Annotated in this window: 13 protein-coding genes and 1 pseudogene; 8 read left to right on the forward strand and 6 right to left on the reverse strand. The window is 65.2% G+C overall.

Annotated features, from left to right (window positions below; genetic code table 11):
• Window positions 1–209: 209 nt before the first annotated feature.
• Entirely contained in the window at window positions 210–839 is a 630-nt protein-coding gene (folE, locus tag ACQEXA_RS60495; protein ID WP_432941412.1) for a GTP cyclohydrolase I FolE, read from the reverse strand.
• A gap of 344 nt (window positions 840–1,183) precedes the next feature.
• Between folE and ACQEXA_RS60500 the strand changes: the two genes are divergently transcribed.
• From ACQEXA_RS60500 to ACQEXA_RS60530, 7 genes and pseudogenes are all read left to right on the forward strand, one after another.
• The gene (locus tag ACQEXA_RS60500; RefSeq protein ID WP_432941414.1) at window positions 1,184–1,687 is read left to right on the forward strand and encodes a DoxX family protein; all 504 of its coding nucleotides are present in this window, start codon (window positions 1,184–1,186) and stop codon (window positions 1,685–1,687) included.
• A 58-nt stretch (window positions 1,688–1,745) separates the two neighbouring features.
• Window positions 1,746–2,213 carry a MarR family winged helix-turn-helix transcriptional regulator gene (locus ACQEXA_RS60505; RefSeq protein WP_432941417.1) on the forward strand — a complete coding sequence of 156 codons (468 nt, stop codon included), beginning with the start codon at window positions 1,746–1,748 and terminating at the stop codon, window positions 2,211–2,213.
• A 67-nt stretch (window positions 2,214–2,280) separates the two neighbouring features.
• Window positions 2,281–2,666, forward strand: a pseudogene (locus ACQEXA_RS60510) (MFS transporter); the annotation flags it as partial.
• A gap of 521 nt (window positions 2,667–3,187) precedes the next feature.
• Complete coding sequence (locus ACQEXA_RS60515; protein ID WP_432941420.1) at window positions 3,188–3,979, forward strand: ABC transporter ATP-binding protein; 792 nt, start codon at window positions 3,188–3,190, stop codon at window positions 3,977–3,979.
• Entirely contained in the window at window positions 3,976–6,744 is a 2,769-nt protein-coding gene (locus ACQEXA_RS60520) for an ABC transporter permease subunit (RefSeq protein ID WP_432941422.1), read from the forward strand. The genes ACQEXA_RS60515 and ACQEXA_RS60520 overlap by 4 nt, the downstream gene beginning before the upstream one ends.
• A 349-nt stretch (window positions 6,745–7,093) precedes the next feature.
• The gene (locus tag ACQEXA_RS60525; RefSeq protein ID WP_433135215.1) at window positions 7,094–8,383 is read left to right on the forward strand and encodes an IS256 family transposase; all 1,290 of its coding nucleotides are present in this window, start codon (window positions 7,094–7,096) and stop codon (window positions 8,381–8,383) included.
• A gap of 208 nt (window positions 8,384–8,591) precedes the next feature.
• Entirely contained in the window at window positions 8,592–9,146 is a 555-nt protein-coding gene (locus ACQEXA_RS60530; RefSeq protein WP_433135531.1) for a zinc ribbon domain-containing protein, read from the forward strand.
• Between the two features lie 61 nt (window positions 9,147–9,207).
• Here the strand turns inward: ACQEXA_RS60530 and ACQEXA_RS60535 are convergent, their stop codons facing one another.
• From ACQEXA_RS60535 to ACQEXA_RS60550, 4 genes are all read right to left on the reverse strand, one after another.
• The gene (locus ACQEXA_RS60535) at window positions 9,208–10,116 is read right to left on the reverse strand and encodes a TauD/TfdA dioxygenase family protein (RefSeq protein ID WP_432941428.1); all 909 of its coding nucleotides are present in this window, start codon (window positions 10,114–10,116) and stop codon (window positions 9,208–9,210) included.
• 85 nt (window positions 10,117–10,201) lie between these two features.
• Window positions 10,202–11,002, reverse strand: a complete 801-nt coding sequence (locus ACQEXA_RS60540) for an SDR family oxidoreductase (protein WP_433135216.1) — start codon at window positions 11,000–11,002, stop codon at window positions 10,202–10,204.
• A gap of 427 nt (window positions 11,003–11,429) precedes the next feature.
• On the reverse strand, window positions 11,430–13,439 hold the full coding sequence (locus ACQEXA_RS60545; protein WP_432941433.1) for an FUSC family protein: 2,010 nt from the start codon (window positions 13,437–13,439) through the stop codon (window positions 11,430–11,432).
• 538 nt (window positions 13,440–13,977) lie between these two features.
• A complete protein-coding gene (locus ACQEXA_RS60550; RefSeq protein ID WP_433135217.1) occupies window positions 13,978–15,435 on the reverse strand; it encodes an aldehyde dehydrogenase family protein in 1,458 nt (485 codons plus the stop codon).
• 286 nt (window positions 15,436–15,721) lie between these two features.
• Between ACQEXA_RS60550 and ACQEXA_RS60555 the strand changes: the two genes are divergently transcribed.
• Window positions 15,722–15,853 (forward strand): hypothetical protein, encoded by a 132-nt coding sequence (locus tag ACQEXA_RS60555; protein WP_432941438.1) that lies wholly within the window; start codon window positions 15,722–15,724, stop codon window positions 15,851–15,853.
• Window positions 15,854–16,427: 574 nt separating this feature from the next.
• Here ACQEXA_RS60555 and ACQEXA_RS60560 read toward each other — a convergent pair.
• Window positions 16,428–17,690, reverse strand: a complete 1,263-nt coding sequence (locus ACQEXA_RS60560; protein WP_432941440.1) for an IS110 family transposase — start codon at window positions 17,688–17,690, stop codon at window positions 16,428–16,430.
• Between the last annotated feature and the right edge of the window lie 224 nt (window positions 17,691–17,914).

The raw sequence follows: 17,914 nt of genomic DNA on the forward strand, positions 1-17,914 counted from the left end.
CGTTGACCACTCCGCCATCACCCGCGCCGTCCACGAGATACGGAGCCCCTGCGTGCCCGCCCGGGGTTTCGCTGTCCCCGGCCAGCCCGACCTGCGGCTGCGCAGAACAGGCCGACCGTCCTCGAGGAGGAGCCGTCCGGCATTCCCATGTGAGACAGAGGGGGTGCCTCGCCGCAAGCGGCGGCGAGGCACCCCCTCTGTTGTCTGCGCTATCCCCGCACCGTCCCGCCGACGCCATCCATGATCAGGCCAAGGGCCTCCCGACGGGTCGTCGCATCCTTCAGCAGGCCTCGGACAGCCGAAGTCACCGTCCTGGCGCCCGGTTTGCGGATGCCGCGCGCGCTCATGCACATGTGCTCCGCATCCACGACCACGATCACACCCCGCGCGTCGAGGAACTCCGTCAGCGCGTCGGCGATCTGCGTCGTCAGGCGCTCCTGCACCTGTGGGCGCCGCGCAAAGACATCCACAAGCCGGGCCAGCTTGCTCAGGCCGGTGACCTTCCCGCTTTGGGAAGGCACGTATCCGACGTGGGCCACACCCTGGAACGGCAAAAGGTGATGCTCGCAGCAGGAGACCAGTTCGATGTCCTTAACGAGGATCATCTCGTCGTGTCCCAAGTCGAAAGTCGTGGTGAGCACGTCCCCCGGCTCTTGGAGCAAGCCGGCGAACATCTCCCGACAGGCCCGGGCCACGCGGGCCGGCGTGTCGCGCAAGCCCTCGCGGTCGGGGTCCTCCCCCAGCGCCGACAGCAGATCGCGCACCGCGTCCTCCAGACGCTTCTGGTCGAACTCGCGGGCGATTCCGCTCGAACCCTCGACGGTCACCGGGTCGATCATGGATAGTCCCCTCACGGTATTCCCGAGCAGATGGGTGCGCCGGAAGAAGAAGGCCTCCCGCCCGCGGCAACGCGGCCGTTCAGACACTGATATGCCCCTGGACACACTCGCAGCCAAAAGGCTACGGTGATCCCTGACGTGCCGACCAGGTGATTCCCGTCACGCTCGCCGCGGGCTCTGGTTTCTGGCCAAGTACGACGACGTCGTGCAGGCAGCCCATGACTGGCGAACCACGGGCGATCAGCCTCAGCCCCCGTGCGGTGTGACCCTGCTCATGCGTCACCGCTCGGGATGTTTGACACACAGCCGTACTCTTGCGCCGCTTCAGCGCCCTGGAGGCATCAGTGAACGCGTCCGACTTCGGTTTGCTCCTCGTCCGCCTGTCGCTCGGCCTCACGCTGATCATTCATGGCTGGAACCACTGGCGGGGTGGCGGGAGGATCGAAGGAACAGCACGCTGGTTCGAAAGTATCGGACTGCGCCACGGCAAGGCCCAGGCCTGGGCGAGTGTTGTCACTGAATGTGCAGCCGGGACCGGCCTGCTGCTTGGGGTCCTCACTCCGGTCTCAGCCGCGGCCGCGACGGGGACAATGGCCGTAGCCGGCCTGACGACCCATCGAAGGAATGGATTCTTCGTGTTCCGCGAAGGGTACGAGTACGTCCTGATGATTGCTGTCGTCGCTGTTGCGCTGGCACTCATCGGTCCAGGGCGGATCTCTTTCGACCACGCACTGGGCACAACCGTCCGCGGTGTGCCGGGTGGTGTCATTGCTGCCGGTGCAGGGGTGGCCGGCGCGGCTCTGTTGCTTGCGGTCGCCTATCGTCCGACTGGTTCCGACTCCGCCTGAACTCTGCTTCAGCTGGTCGTTTAGTAACTGTTGTTGTATCGAACTTGGGGACGGGCCTATGCAAGTGGCCACACAAGGAGGTCGGGCTCCCGGCCACGGCACGAGCGGCACCGCCCGACTCGCGTCCGACCTTCGGGTCGCCGTGAGCCGCGTGACGCGGCGACTGCGACAGGCTCACGCCGCGGGGGACGTCTCGCTCTCCGGCCTGTCAGTGCTCGCACGACTCGCCGCCGAAGGTCCCGGCTCCCCAACCTCCCTCGCCGATATGGAGCGTGTACGTTCGCAGGCGATGACAAGCACGCTCGCCATACTGGAGCTGCGTGAGCTCATTCGCCGTACCCCCGATGCCGCGGACGGGCGACGGAGCATCGTGGCGATCACCGAGGAAGGACGAGCCATGCTCGCGGAGCGACGCTCCAAGTCCGTCCACCGCCTCTGGGCCGCCCTCGACCAGTTCGCCCCTGAGGAGCGCGCCATGCTCGCATCTGCCCTGCCGCTCCTGGACCGACTGGCGGAGCGGCTGTGACCGCGCGCAGCGCGCGCCTACCGGCGACGCGCACGGGGACCATCCGGGAGGCGGCAACCGGTCCGCGTTGAGCGCCCTGCGATCTGCGCGCCGGAAGGAGGCCCCCGCGGGCCCGGGCTACAAGTGGGTCGCCCTGTCCCACACCACAATTGGCGTGCTCATAGCGACGATGCCCGCCTCCATCATGATCATCTCACTGTCGGTGATTTCCCGCGGCATCGGGCTGGACCGCTCACGCCGGGCAACATCGGCTACCTGCCGTGGATGATCCTCGGCTACCTGCTGCTCTCGGCCGTGCTCGTCGTCCTGGGTTGGCTCGGCGACATGTCTGGCCGGGTACGGATCTACGACCTCGGCTTCCTCATCTTCGCCTGCGCCTCCGTCGCACTCTCCCTCGCCTCTTCCGCGTGGGCGGGCGCCCTGTGGCGGATCCTGTGGCGGATCGTGCAGGCCTGACGAGGGGGCGGCGCCCGCCCAGATGCCTGTGAGCTCTCTGGACGGCATGCAGCCATACGGCTACGATCCCGAGGACGCCGCGGCGCAGAGGACGTGCGTCTGGCAGGACATCGGTTTCTGCGCTGCCGGTCGAGGAGGTGGAGTTCCGCGCTCAAGGCCTCTTGCCTGGTGCATTGGCCGTGCGCTACTCAGGCAACGGCTGGGACCCCGTGAAAGCCGCTCACCTACCGGAGACGGCCATCCAGCTCACGTCTTCATCCATGAGGCGTGAACACCGTGAAGACCGGCAGGCCGTTGCCGGCGTTCCGCCTCCATCACTCGCGACGCTCGGGTCGCCCACAAGGCGGTCTCGTGCGATCAGCGGCCTACCGCACATCAGCCGCGACCCACATCGCGGTGTCCTTCGGCCTCAGGGCCGACGACCCGTATTCGTCCGTTGCGGCTGCCACGCATGAGCCGCACAACCCGGGGAGACCATGGTGGGGAGCAGTTCGACCAACAGGCCAGGACGGTGGCCGGTGAATAAGAGGAGGTCAGTCTCTGCAACTCCGGACGGTACGTCGACCGCTGTCCTTCTCGGGTCCCGCGGACAACACGATGACCTCGCAAGCAGCGAAACGCCCTGTGTTCTGGAGGCCGTTGAACTGACCGCGGGGTACGGCGACCTCGCCGCGATCCGGGACGTGTCACTGACGGTGCGACGCGGCGAGATCGTTGCCCTGTTCGGAGCAAATGGGGCAGGTAAGACGACGACCCTCATGGCGATGGTGGGCGCACTGGCACGTATGGGTGGCGAGGTGCGGTGGCGCGACGCCGGGACGAGTGAACCTTTGTACAAGTTGGCACGTCGAGGGCTGAGCTTCGTTCCCGAGGAACAATCGATCATCTCGGGCCTGTCGGTTCGGGACAACCTCCGCATCGGTCGCGGCACTGTCAAGAAGGCGTTGGAATTCTTCCCCGAGCTCGAACCTCATCTTGAGCGTAATGCTGGCCTGCTCTCGGGGGGGCAGCAGCAGATGCTGGCCCTCGCTCGGGCACTGGCGGCGGAGCCGGTTGCACTTGTCATCGACGAACTCTCCCTAGGGCTGGCCCCGCTCGTCGTCGAGCGGCTACTCGAGGTCCTCAGGCTGGCTGCCGACAGCCAGGGGATCGGTGTCCTACTGGTCGAGCAGCAGGCAAAGCGAGCACTGTCCGTTGCCGACAGGTGGTACTTGCTGGCCAACGGACGAATCACTGCCGAAGGTGACCGCAATTCAGGCGAACAACTGCGCACGGCGTTTCAGACTGGCATAGGGAGAGCCCAAGCATGATGGACATACTCCGCTTCGCGATTCTGGGCCTGGGCGCCGGCGCGGTCTACGCGGTTCTGGCCCAGGGCTTGGTGCTGGTGTACCGCGGGTCCGGGCTGCTGAATTTCGCCCAGGGCGCTCTCGCGATGTCCGGCGCCTACATCTACTACGAGCTTGTGGTGGGCCAGGGCATGCCCAGACCTGTGGGCCTGCTGGGAGCCCTTGTCGGGTGCTCGGTAATCGGCTGGACGATCCACTTCAGCGTGCTCAGGCCTATGCGCCACTCATCGCCTCTAACGCGGGTGATCGCGACGCTAGGCATTCTGCTGATCCTGCAGTCGTTGGCGTTCTTGCGCTACGGACACAACGCCCTTCCAGTGCCGTCCCTACTACCGAACCGATCGCTGACGCTGGGCAGTCCACGTTTGGCGATCGGTGAGGACACACTGTGGATCACCGGCATCGGACTTGCTCTGACGCTTGTGCTGAGCGTCGTCTACCGGCTGACGTCATTCGGCAGAGTTACCACGGCCGTGGCGGAGAACCAACTCGCGACCGCCACGCTCGGCCACTCGCCCAACCGCATCGCTTCGATCAACTGGGCCGTCGGGTCCGCGCTCGGTGGGCTGGCTGGGGTGCTGATCGCCCCGATCACCTTCCTGGAACCCGTGGGCCTCACGCTCCTGGTGATACCTGCCATGGCTGCGGCGCTGGTCGGTCAATTCATGTCGTTCCCGCTCACGCTCGGAGTGGCGCTGATGCTCGGGATCGCCCAGTCGGAGACTCAGCGCTTCGTCCCTGTCGAGGGCGTCGCAACTGCTGTTCCGTTCATTGCGGTGATCGTCCTCTTGGTGATCCGTGGCAGGACGATCCCACTGCGCAATTTCGTGACCGACCAGCTCCCTCGCGTGGGATCCGGCCGGGTGCGGCCCATACCGGTTGCCACCGCGCTCGCTTCGGCAGCCACGTTGATACTCCTGCTCGACGACGGCTGGGTAGCGGCCATAACCGTCACCATGGCATACGCGATCATCTGTCTGTCCGTAGTCGTCATCACCGGCTACGCCGGGCAGTTGTCGGTGGCGCAGGCGATACTCGCAGGACTGGGCGCGATTGCCGCCGCACGGCTGGTCCAAGTGCTGCCTTTCCCGATCGCGTTGGTGGCGGCGGCGCTGGCGGTGGCCATCGTGGGCGGGATGGTCGGTATCCCGGCTGTTCGCACCCGCGGTGTCACCCTGACGGTGGTCACCCTCGGCCTGGGCGGTGCACTGGCCGATCTGCTGCTGCGCAACCCCGGATTCACCGGCGGACTGGCCGGCATTGTGATCCCGTCCCCCAGCCTGTTCGGGATCGATCTCAATTCGTTCAGCCACCCCGAACGCTATGCACTCTTCGTGCTCGCGGTACTCGGACTCCTGTGCCTCGCCGTCGCGAACCTGCGCCGCGGCTCGACCGGACGGGGACTGCTCGCCGTCCGATCGAACGAGCGTGCCGCCGCCGCCGTGGGAGTCAACAGCTCAGCAATGAAGCTGTACGCGTTCATGCTCGGCGCTGCCATAGCAGCCGTCGGTGGAGTGCTGCTGACGTTCATGAACGTGTCCGTTGCGATCGGGGAAACCGGTCAGTTCGACGTCCTGGCCTGCATCGTCATCGTCGCGGTCGTCGTCACCGGCGGCGTCAGCAATGTCGCCGGCGCACTGTTGGGCGCGTTGATGATCCACGGTGGGGTGATCAGCCACGCCCTCGAGGGCGTCACAGGCATCGCCGATTACCTTCCACTGGTCGGCGGCATCGTTCTCGTGCTCAATCTGATGCTCTCACCGGACGGGTTGTTCGAGGCCACCCGCCAGACACTCGTGAGGCTGACGCCACGGCTATCGCCACCATCCAAGCAGACAGCCGAGACCGAGAATCGCGAAGCCGTGACCATCGCAAGCGCAACACTGACAGTGGAGAACCTGTGTGTTTCCTTCGGCGGCGTCAAGGCGGTCCAGGACGTGAGCCTCAAGATCCACCCGGGCGAGATACACGGCTTGATCGGTCCGAACGGGTCGGGCAAGACAACGATCATTGATGCCATTACCGGCTTCGTGCGCGCAGATGAGGGTCGAATCCTGCTCGGTGAGATCGACGTGAGTCAATGGCATGCCTGGCAGCGGGCTCGAGCAGGCGTCTCTCGGTCATTCCAGTCGCTCGAGCTGTTCGACGGGCTGACCGTGCGCGAGAACCTCGCCGTCGCAGCCGACCCGCCCCGCCCCGGGCGGGCGCTTGCGGATCTGGTTGCCCCGGGGCAAGTACGGTTGAACGCGGCGTCGCGAGAGGCTGTTACGCAGTTCGAGCTCGCCCAGGTGCTTGACGAGTCCCCCGAAACACTGTCGCTGGGGCAGCGCAAGGCCGTTGCCATCGCCAGAGCGGTCGCTGCGGCCCCTGCGGTGCTGCTCCTGGACGAACCCGCAGCCGGCCTCGACGAGCATGAGGCGGATGAACTCGCCGCCTTGATCAGGACGCTTGCCAGTACGTGGAACATCGCCGTGCTTCTTGTCGAGCACAAGATCGAGATGGTCATGTCCATCTGTGACCGGGTCACTGTGCTGCAATCGGGAGCCGTGCTGACCTCAGGGGCGCCGGCTGACGTGAGCTCCGATCCGGCAGTCGTCGATGCCTACCTCGGCTCTTCTCAGGATGAAATCCCCCAGCCGGTACAGGCCGGCCCCAACAACCGGATCGGGAATGTCCAGCCCGGAAGCAGGCCGTCGATCGAGGGAGGTCCTGAACCGCTCGGCTGATTGTCTGTCGTTCGGGAATGACGATCAGCCTCGCATTTCGTGACGGCTCGTCAGTTCGGCTGGCGGGCCGTTTCGGCTTGGTCGGTGGGTGATGGGCAGGAGTGGAGCCAGCTGTCACGTCGGGGGGGCGCCGGGTTCATGGCTGGGGAGTGAGTGAGGCTCTGGACACGACTGTTCGACACCGTCCACGCGCCACCCGAGGCGGCCCGACGTCACTGACCATCCCGCCCCGCCAGGGGCCCGACCGGAGCAGAACCGTGGAAACGCCGGGCAGACCAGCAAATACCCCCTGCCCACGTCCGGGACTGTACGGTCACTGGTGTAACTCCCGGGCTGAAAGCGACAGTTGATGACTGACGTGGTGAGTGACACCAAGGCCCAGGAGGTGACCGTGGACGAGGTCGTGGACGACGCCCTGATCCAGCAGCTGATGGCCCGTGCAAAGGACGGCGGGATGAAGCTGGCTGGCGAGGGCGGTCTGCTGCAGCAGCTGACCAAGAAGCTGCTGGAGTCCGCCTTGGAAGGCGAGATCACCGACCACCTGGGCCACGAGAACGGCGAGCGGGCCGAGGACGGGCGGAGGGAGAACTACCGCAACGGCCACCGAGCCAAGACCGTGACCACCGACATCGGCACCGTCGAGATCGAGGTGCCCCGAGACCGGACCGGCACCTTCGAGCCGATGATGGTCAAGAAGCGCCAGAAGCGCCTTGCAGGTGTCGATGAGATGGTGCTGTCCCTGTCCGCCAAGGGCCTGACCCACGGCGAGATCTCCGCCCACCTGGCCGAGGTCTACGGGGCGAACGTCTCCAAGCAGACCATCTCCACCATCACCGACAGCGTGGTCGCGGGGATGACGGAATGGCAGAACCGGCCACTCGATGCGGGCCCGGTTTACCCGGTCGTCTTCATCGACTGTGTGAACGTGAAGATCAGGGAGGGGCAGGTCGCCAACCGGCCCGTCTACATGGCCGTGGCGGTCACCGCCGAGGGCCACCGCGACATCCTCGGCCTGTGGGTCGGCGACGGGGGCGAGGGCGCGAAATATTGGCTCCAGGTGCTGACCGAGATCAAGAACCGCGGCGCCGCGGACGTGCTGATGCTGGTCTGCGACGGGTTGACGGGGTTGCCGGACGCAGTCAATACGGTCTGGCCTGCGACGATCGTGCAAACGTGCGTCGTTCACCTGTTGCGCAACTCGTTCAAGTACTGCGGGCGGCAGGACTGGGAGAAGATCGCGCGTGGACTGAAGCCGGTCTACACCGCGCCGACCGAAGAGGCCGCGCTGGAGCGGTTCATGGAGTTCGCCGAGGCGTGGGGGAAGAAATACCCGGCGATCGTGCGGTTGTGGGAGTCGTCCTGGTCGGAGTTCGTGCCGTTCCTGCGGTTCGACGTGGAGATCCGCCGGATCGTATGCACCACCAATGCCATCGAGTCGATCAACGCCCGCATCCGCAAGGCTGTGCGCGCCCGTGGGCACTTTCCGACGGAGCAGGCCGCGCTGAAGTGCGTGTATCTGGCGGTGATGAGCCTGGACCCGACCGGGACAGGACGGCGGCGCTGGGCGATCCGCTGGAAGCCCGCACTGCAAGCATTCGACATCACCTTCGACGGACGACTCTCGGCCGCCCGCCGCTAGAACCCGACAACCGAGTTACACCACTGGCTGGACACACCCCGCCGAGGCCGCGGCCACTGCGGCCGCCGCGAAAGACCACCGCGCACGGCGAATCGCTGAGCGGATCGTTGCCGATCATGGCGCCAACCTGGTCGTCGAGGACTGCGACATCCGCACCTGGTACCGGCTGTGGGGTAAGGCCCTGCAGGCCACCACCCCTGGTCGGCTCATCGCCGCGATCGGCAAGGAGTGCGAGAAGACCGGCGGCCACCTACTGCGGGCCTCGACCTTCAACACGAAGCTGTCGCAGACCTGCCTGTGCGGCGCAGAAGTCCGGAAAACCCTCGCCGACCGTGTCCACCGATGCACCTCCTGCGGCCTGATCGCCGACCGCGACATGGTCTCCGCCGCACTCGCCGCGCACGTCCGGGTTCAAAACCCGGACGATCCCAGCACGGCGGGCCTGGACACCGTCCAGGCCCGCGCCACACAGATCTTGTTCTCACCAGGGCTGCAAGAAGCCCTATCGAGTCAACCGCAGCGAGGTGCCCGCCCCAGCAGGGGCCCCACCCACGCGGCAGCCCACGGTCCGGGTGCCCCCGGCCAGCAGGCCTCTGCTCGACGAACAACCCCCGAACATTACCGGCCTACCCCGAATGAGACCCGACCCGCGAATCAGCGGCACAAGGACCACGTCGGAACAGCCGCCCGCGCAGGAAACGCCGCGCCCAACGGCGGTATACCTACACGGGAACTGATCGGGTGGCATCCCAATACGGGATGACTCTTAGATTCCACAGCACCGTGCACGGTTCGGCCTGTCATGCGGCCACTCGGTATGTTGCCTACGCTGGCTCTTCGCCGATGACGATCGCGCGTTCCATGACGCGCCGCTGGGGGAAGTAGTCGGCCGTCGCGTAGTGCCGAGTGGACCGGTTGTCCCACATGGCGACGGTATTGGCGGCCCAACGGAGGCGAACCTGGTGCTCGGGCTTGTCGGACAGCCTGTAGAGGAAGTCCAGCAGTTCGTCGCTCTCCGCGGGGTCGAGACCAACGAGGTGCGTCGTGGCGTTGATGCTCATGTAGATCGACTTGCGGCCGGTGACCGGGTGGGTCCGTACGAGGGGGTGCTCGACGGGCGGGTGCTCCACCAGACGCTGCGCGATCACTTCCTCCGAGAGCAGCTCACGGCCGTCACGGGCGGCGTACTCGTTGTACCCTCGCAGGCTCTTCTCGTACGAGTTGTAGGTGCGCAGGCCGTTCAGCCGTTCCTTCACCTCGTCGGACAGGTCCTCGTAGGCGGCCTCCATGTCCACCCACAGTGTGTCCCCTCCGACCGGCGGGATAACACGTCCGCAGAGAATCGAGACCAGCGCGGGGCGGCGCTTGTAGGCGAGGTCCGTGTGCCAGTAGTCGACATACGGCCGCTTGGAGCTGTTCGTTTCGATCACGGCAACGCCCGGCGTCTCGGACAGAGGCAGAGCCTTCGGGGGGACGTCCACCTCTCCGAAGCGGCCGGCCAGCTGCTCAAGGTGTACCGCGGTGAAGTCCGCCTGATCCCGGAAGAAGAGGACCTTGTGCCGCAGGAACGCGTCGTGGATCTCCTCGAAGACCTGGTCATCCACATTTGCCAGGGAGACACCAGTGACCTCCGCGCCGATGGTGGGCGTAACGGGAGTCACCTGGATGGTGTCGTAGGTGCCGGCGACAGTCCAGTCTTTCGTTCCGGCTGCCGTCGTTGACGCGGTGGTCATAATCAGTTTCCTTTCCGATTGGTGCGGGACAGAACAGGCCGCTGGGGAAATGACGGTTCAGTGACGAAAGCGAAGTCACTGGGAGTCAGTAAGAGATGGTTCCAAGGAGGCCGCCGCCGACCGTAATGGATTCGCCGCTGATGGTGACACTCTTGGGAGAGGCCAAGAAGGCCGCGACCCAGCCGACCTCCTCCGGCTTGACGAAGCGGCCGATCGCGTTCTGGGTGTCGATGGAGGCGATATAGTCATCGAAGCTGACGCCGGCGTCCGCTGCCTCTCGCTCGAGACGCTCCTGGAACTGTTCACTCATCGTGTGACCCGGGTAAAGCACATTGGCATTCACACCGTGCGGGCCGAGTTCGTCTGCCAGGTTCTTGGTCAGGGCGGTGACACCGCTGTTACGGACCGAGTTGATGACGGAATAGGTTTTGCGGGCTCCGACGCCCGAGATGTTGATGATCCGCCCCCAGCCCTGGTTGATAAAGTAGGGGGCTACGGCCCGAGCTGTCCTGAGGTAGCCGATGACCTTCACATTGAGTTGCCGTGTGAAGGCCTCGTCCGTGGCGTGTTCGTAGGTCAATCCGCCCGGTTGAGCAGGGTTCTCCGAGGCGACATTGACAAGGATGTCGACGCCGCCGAACTCGGCCACCACGACGTCGACCATGTTCCGGACAGTACTGTCGACGCCGGTATCGGCCACGACGGGAAGGACGACGTTGCCCGTCTCGGCGTTTATCCTCTTTGCGGCAGGCGCCAAAACATCCTCACGGCGTCCGACGATTGCGACCTTTACACCTTCCCGTGACAATTCGGAGGCGATGGCGAAGCCTATGCCAGAACCCCCGCCCGTCACTATCGCGCGTTTTCCGCTCAGCTCCAGATCCATCTGATCTCCCCTGCATTCTGTCGCCCCCGACTTGAACGCCGAGGGCGCAGCTGCGAGTCCAGTGCTCGTTCACATGCCGTGGGCGGCAGATACCGCGATAGCTGGCCGGGACCCAGGCTCGGCAGTCGAGGCCGGAATCATCGAATCGCAACATGCGGCACTGTAGCCGTTTGGCTGCGCCCTGTCCAGTGCTGTAATCGGGACGGTTCACCGGGTTGTGTTTCGCCCAGGGGTGCCTTGCGGCCCGTTTGGATGTGAGGCGAAATCCGATCGGCGCATGGAGACGGGTGGCGAAGCCGGTGCAAGGTCTGCTTGATCATGCGGAAGGTGTGTTCGAGGTCAAAGCCGTACGACGCGTAGCCTGGGTTGAGACCAGGGCGCCGAGGTATCCCCCGTTCCTCTGCCCGTCCGCGACCGCGCACTTGTCTCACCCCCTCCAGAGCCGCCGCCGGCTAAAACGCCCGGCCGACGCAGCAGGAACAGCGCAGAGGCCGTCCAACATTCTGTGCAGACGTGCCAGCAGCAGTGCCTCAGAACTGTCTGCTGGGGCCGCGGCCAGTGCCGTTGCGGCCTCAGCCAGGTGGCGTCGTGTATCGGGAATGGTGTGCTTTGCTCGGCGTTGGGCAAGGCTGTGAGCCGCGTCTGCCAGCGAACTCGCCACCGTGGCCAGCGCCACAGCCGCTCCGGTCTCCGGCACCGAAGCTTTCCCATTTCCCAGTGCTCGGCTCATGCGGCCCGCCAGCGCGTATTGCTCCAGCCGCACAAGGACGGCATCACGACCCGGGACCAGTTTGCTGGTCAGAGGAGCTGAAACCAGGACGAGATTACGCAATCCGCGGTCCAGCGCGCGGGAGTGCGCATCGAGTTCACTGTCAGTCGCACTACCGTCCAGGTGTCCGGCGACTGCATCGAGCTGTCGGCCGATGGAGGACAGGAAGTGTGTGCGCGACTGCCGGCTGGCATCCCGCGTACTTGTCGGGAGCACAATGAGAGCGACCAGCGCGGCAATCACCGACCCCACTACGGTCTCTTCCAACCGGACGACCAGGAGCCCGGGCGTGAACTGGTTCAGTGCGCTGAAAACCTGGACGATCATCGCCGTAACGAAGAAGATCAGGTAGGTATGGCTAAGGGGCGCCAAGTAAAAACCACAGGTCATGCAGAGGACAGCCACCACGAGTTCGGTAGTGATGTGGCCCTCGGTGAGGTGGCCCAGGCCGAGACCGACGACCATGCCGGTGAGAGTTCCGACCACACGGTGGGTGGCCTTAACGACTGATTCGGAACGGGTAGCAGTTCCAGTGAAGGCGACGAATACGGCAATGGCCGCCCAGTAGTAACGCTCCTCCGATATTGCACGCCCCACCAACACGGCCAGGGCTCCGGCCACCCCGACCTGTACTGCTTGGCGTGTGCTGACCTGCGCCTTCCTCAAGGGGGTCCACTTTCGGCCCAGCGCCGTCACGGAGTGAGCCGCAGCAAGAGATCCCGGAAGGTTCCCCGCGGCGATGGGGACTGCAGGGCGGAAGGACCCGGAGCGGTCGTCGCGCGACGTCTCGAGGGGGCCTCGATCGACCAGTGAGCTGTAGTTCTTCACCGCGTCGGCCAGCCGACGCGCTGCCTCGAACGCCGCGCTGTCATCCGAGCTGCCTGCTGCGGGATCATCCGCTGCCCAGGAGCGGAGGAGGTCGTCCGCCCTTTCGATCGCGGCCGGGTGATCCTGATTGCTCAGCACCTCGGCAATTGCCGAGGCGGTCTGCTTGACCTTGTCGGTCCCGGTGACGGCAAGCACATCGACTGCCTCAACCATCGCTTCCACCGACGCCTGCAGACCAAGCAACCACCGGCGCAGCGCAGTTGCCGACCTTCTTCGCGGTAGTGCGCCAGGCTCCGCAGACCACGCTTCTGTCAGCAAGGCGGTCTCGGCGAGGCGAAGCTGCTGGGCATGCAGCCGGCGCCTGATGGAGGCGCGCTGCTGCGAGGTCCCGGCCGCGAGCAGATCGACACACATTCTTGCCACAACACGGGACCGGGCAGCGAATGCGTTCCGCGCCCCGCTCAAGCCCCAGCGGGGAGTACGACGCAGCAGGGTGACGGAGAACAGCAACACCCAGACGGTGGACAGCACACATGCAAGCAGCACAAGGGGCAGTGCACTGAACTCAAGGCGCAAAAGCATGGCGAAGAAGTAGCCGAGCCAGCCCAGAGCACCGTAATGGAAAAAGCTGCCACCGAAGCGGCGCACATAGATCGCGGCCCACATCATCAATACGAAACCGGTCAGCATCAGCGGCGTATTGTGTACGGCGCTGCTTCCGAGGACCATGCCGATTCCTGTCGAGACAGGAATGAATAGTGCCGTGATCATCTTGGTGCGCACCGCAGTTGCCGTCAAAGCCTGCGTGGCCATCATGCCAACAAATGTTCCGATCAGCATGATCGGGATCTTGTCCGGGCCAGCTTTCCCCGAGATCCTTACGAGCCCGTATGCAATACACATGGCCCCGAAAAGCGCCATCGCCACGGACAGGGCCGTCTGCAGGCGAGACAGTCCTGGATCGGACGCGACGATTCTATCTCGTACGCTCTTCTTCACGTTCCCCCAATCGGCCATTGCTGGTACCTCCTAGCCGTACATGTCGAGGTGCATGGGATTCACCTCTATAAAGCCGACGCGTACGGCTATGGATGTCTGTGCGGTTCAGCGCTTCAGTGGGTCGTGCCTGCACCGTCGGCCACCCGACGGGTGAGGGTCGTTGCGTGGGCAGACGCGCTGTACGCCCGGCTGCGGAACCCTACTTCTGCGTATGTGCCATCGGACCTGACGTGGGTCCACAGCGCCTGAAGGCCTTGGTTGAACGACTGGCTTTGCCAGGCAACCGCACAATCAAGGCCCACCTCCGACATCCGTCACTCGACCGAACCGAAGGGCCACCTGCGCAGTTCACCCCAGAGGTTACGGTGCCGACCGCTGATCACAGGCGAATCGAGACTGTCTTCATGTTGATGAACTCCATGACTCCAGCGCGACCCTCCACCTTGCCGTAGCCACTCGACTTGCGGCCACCGAAGGGCATACCGTCGCCCGCCGGCGCGAAAGCACCGTTGACGCCGATCACACCGGCGTCGACCTGCGACGCGACTCGGTGCGCGCGCGACAAGTCCTGCGTGAAGACGTAGCCCGCCAGTCCATACTCCGAGTCGTTGGCTATGGCGATCGCCTCATCTTCGTCTTCGATGCGGGTCATGGACAGAACCGGGCCGAACGCTTCGGTCTGCGCAATTTCCGACGTGTTGTCCACGCCTTCGACGAGTGTGGGGCCGATAAAGAATCCCTCGCTCAAGTCGCCATCCAGCCGGGCACCTCCGGTCAGCACGTTCGCGGAGGCCCGGGCCCGGTCAACGAGACCGAGGATCCGCTCACACGCAAGGCCGTTGACGACGGGACCCATGTCGGTGTCGGGCTCGAACGGGTCGCCGACCTTCACCGCCTGCAGTCGCTTCGACAGGCGCTCGGCCACCTCGTCGTACACACTGGAGTGGACAACGAATCGAGAGCCCATCGTGCAGGCCTGGCCAGCGATCATGGTGACTGACATCGAGGCTTCCACTACGCGGTCGATGTCGGCGTCATCGAAGATAAGCCGTGCCGACTTGCCACCGAGTTCGAACAGGCACGGGGTCAGCCGGGGGGCTGCCGAGGCAGATATCCTGCGTGCTGTCGGGGCGCTACCGACAAAAGCGATCTTGTCGATTCCCGGATGGGACACCAGCGCCTCACCCGCATCGTTCGAGCCAGGAACGACGTTCATAACGCCCGCCGGGATGCCCGCCTCGAGACACAGTTCGGCAAACCGAAGAGGGCCAAAGGCTCCCAGTTCCGAGGGCTTAGCAACGATTGTGCAGCCGGCGGCCAGCGCATGGGCAACAACGGTCGCCAGCGAGGGAACGGATCCGTTCCACGTGGTGATCACACCAACGACACCCACCGGCTCCGGCGACGTGTACTTGAAGTGGTTGTTGGAGCTGAACGGGAGCGTGTCGCCGTAAATTCGCTCGGCCCAGCCCGCCGCATCTTCGGTGACGTTGACCGAGAAGTCGACCAGCCAGGGCGTCATCGTGGAGGTGTTGCCCGATTCGAGCGTCATGATGGTGCGCAGCTCGTCCTCGTGCTCGCGCATCAGGTTGGCCAGCTTGACCAGAACCTCGCGCCGGGCGGCAGGCGTCCAGCGACGCCACTCCACAAGTGCCGTACGCGCGACCTCAACCGCGCGATCGATCTCCTGCGGCCCGGCCATCGACAGCGACCGTTGGACCTTGCCGGTGGTGGGATTCACGTGCTCGAAGACGCCGCCGCTCGACTTCTCGACACGCTCGTCTCCGATGATCAGCCGCGTTGGCAGAACGGATACATGTTGGTGCTGTTTGTTCATCTTCAAGATCTCCCTGTTATCGGGTGGGGGAATTCGCGCTGAGTGCCACTCGAAGTGCACTCGCAGGCAAATAGCCGATGCCGTCTTCGACAGGCCCGGCGTCGGTGGCCTCGGCTCCGAAGGAGGGGAGGGTCGGTCGTGTATGACGTCGCCGACAGACGGTGAGAGGGCGGTCACTCGCGAAGTACCGCCAGGCGGCCGTACTCCTCTATCCGGAATCGGTTCCGGTTGCACCATAGGCGGAACTGGTTCCGGTTGCAAGGCACCCAGGGCAAAGGAGCGAGGATTGACCTACGACGACAGGGGCAGCGCAGCGCGGCAGCACAGGCCGCAAATCGCGGCAGCCGCCTTCGCCCGCGACGAATCCAACGCCCCTGTCAAGGACAGCGCCCGCGAGGCCGACGTCGGCATGCTCTAACGCCGCTCCTGCGGGAACTCAGAGCTGCTTGCCCTCGGATGGCCGAACTTGCCAGCCTCACTTGGAGTTCACCGAACTCCCCACCCCAGCCGCCGACAATGCCAGCAGGCCTACAGAGTGGACCATAGCCATCCGCGCCTCCAGCCTGCCCCACCAGCACGCCTTCGTGAACCGCCTCGAAGTCGACCGCGCCGCGGTCAACGTCGGCCGCACCCGCCCCCTCCACAACGGCCGGTACCGAGGGCGTCAACACACGGGCCAAGAGGGTCTGAGGCAGATGCACGGTCGAGCCGGGTCCTCTTGCTCCGCCAGCGCTTCCTCCTCCAGCGAGCACCACACAGCGCTGCACCGATGAAGAGGCAGAGCCAATCGGGGCCCTCACCCCTGATCTTGGACACTCGAGATACTGGATCTTGAGGATCTGAGAACGGACATGCCGTGGTCATGAAGCACTACCCGCCGGAGTTCAAGGCGGTCGCGGTCGCGCTGTACGAGTCGCGGCCCGACGCGACGATCAAGCAGATCGCCGCCGACCGGGACTGACACGAAAATGACTTGTGGGTGTGGCAGTCGGTCAGGCCGTGATGGGTTCGAAGCGGATGGTCAGGCCGAGGCTGTTGGCTTCCCTGAGCATGCGTCGCATGGCGCGTTCGGGATCTCGTCGTGTGAAGTGGTCGGCGCCAAGTTCCCGGTAGTGGGTCTTGTCGTGCAGGACGTGCCATATAGCGATGGCGAGTTTGTGCATCACTGCGACGAGGGCCCGTTTGCCGCCACGTCTTGCGGCCAGGCGTCGGAAGAAGACACCGAGGTAGGAGTCCTTGTCCCTGATCCCGACCATGGCGGCGATTCCGAGCAGCCGTTTGAGGTTGCTGTTGCCGGGGCGGGTGCGGCCGGACCGGCTCACCCCGGCCGACTCGTTCTGGCCCGGGCAGACCCCGATCCAGGAGGCCAGGTGGTGGGCGGAGGCGAACTGGGCCATGTCCCCACCGGTCTCGGCGACGCTGATCTCAGCTCCCAGGCGGCCGATCCCGGGGATGGTGGCGAGGTTGCCCAGGTCTTGCTGGCGGTCGGCCAGCAGCCGGGCGATGCGGGCATCGAAGCCGGTGATGACGTTCTTCCAACGGTCGATCTCGTCCAGGTAGTGCCGGACCATGAACGCGTGGTGCTCGGTGAAGTCGCCGTCCAGCGCCTCGACGAGAGCGGGAATCTTGTTGCGGGCCCGGCCGACCGCAAGGTCGGCCAAGCGACTGGGATCACGCTCGCCGGCGATGAGTGCCTCCAAGATGGCCCGGCCGCTGGTGCCGGCGACGTCGCTGAGCACCGCCGAGAGCTTCATCCCGGTGTCCTCCAGCTCCTTCTCCAGCCGCTGTGCCTCCCAGCCGGCCGCCCGGACCAGTTCGGTGCGGCGTCGGGTCAGATCACGTAATTCGCGGATGTCCCGCCGCGGCACGAAGGAAGCCATCACCATGCCCGAGGCCCCCGCCCGAGCGAGGAAGGCCGCATCGTTGGGATCGGTCTTACGGCCCCGGATGCCTTTCAGGTGGGCGGGGTTGACCAGCATCAGGTTCAGGTGCGGTTGCAGCCGGTAGTAGACGCCGCGCCAGTAGTCCGAGGTCGCCTCCATCACCACTACCTCGACCTGCCAGTCCACCAGCCAGGCCAGCAGGCGCCGTATCTCGGCGGTGGTGGTGCCGAACCGCTCGGTCTCCAGCAACCAGCTGCCGGCCCGCTTCGCAGACGGCGTGCGTACGCAGGCGAGCAGGAACCGCTTGCCCAAGTCCACTCCTGCAGAGCGCAGATGGATGATGTCGTCCTTCACGTCCTGGTGCCGGGGCATCCTCGGCTCCCTCCCGATGCGTCCATGCTCGGCGGACACCCCGGAGGGGCCCAGGGAGAAGGCGGAGTCTGACACGCGTGCTCCCGGCAGCGGATGCCCGATGCCCTGGCAACAGTCCGTGGTCCCCTGGTCGGCCCCCATCGCCATCCTGTAAAACGAGCTCGCTCGCATCGCAGGCCCATCGGCTGACCGGGACGCCCAGCCCCATTTTCCCGTATCCGAGG

The organism is Streptomyces sp. CA-106110, from assembly GCF_050936285.1.
GTDB lineage: Bacteria > Actinomycetota > Actinomycetes > Streptomycetales > Streptomycetaceae > Streptomyces.

What these genes read in the sequence shown, in the direction of transcription:
- folE (WP_432941412.1), bottom strand. Translation starts at nt 839, where the DNA reads ATGATCGACCCGGTGACCGTCGAGGGTTCGAGCGGAATCGCCCGCGAG.
- ACQEXA_RS60505 (WP_432941417.1), top strand. Translation starts at nt 1,746, where the DNA reads ATGCAAGTGGCCACACAAGGAGGTCGGGCTCCCGGCCACGGCACGAGC.
- ACQEXA_RS60520 (WP_432941422.1), top strand. Translation starts at nt 3,976, where the DNA reads ATGATGGACATACTCCGCTTCGCGATTCTGGGCCTGGGCGCCGGCGCG.
- ACQEXA_RS60525 (WP_433135215.1), top strand. Translation starts at nt 7,094, where the DNA reads ATGACTGACGTGGTGAGTGACACCAAGGCCCAGGAGGTGACCGTGGAC.
- ACQEXA_RS60535 (WP_432941428.1), bottom strand. Translation starts at nt 10,116, where the DNA reads ATGACCACCGCGTCAACGACGGCAGCCGGAACGAAAGACTGGACTGTC.
- ACQEXA_RS60540 (WP_433135216.1), bottom strand. Translation starts at nt 11,002, where the DNA reads ATGGATCTGGAGCTGAGCGGAAAACGCGCGATAGTGACGGGCGGGGGT.
- ACQEXA_RS60545 (WP_432941433.1), bottom strand. Translation starts at nt 13,439, where the DNA reads ATGCTGATCGGAACATTTGTTGGCATGATGGCCACGCAGGCTTTGACG.
- ACQEXA_RS60550 (WP_433135217.1), bottom strand. Translation starts at nt 15,435, where the DNA reads ATGAACAAACAGCACCAACATGTATCCGTTCTGCCAACGCGGCTGATC.
- ACQEXA_RS60560 (WP_432941440.1), bottom strand. Translation starts at nt 17,690, where the DNA reads ATGCCCCGGCACCAGGACGTGAAGGACGACATCATCCATCTGCGCTCT.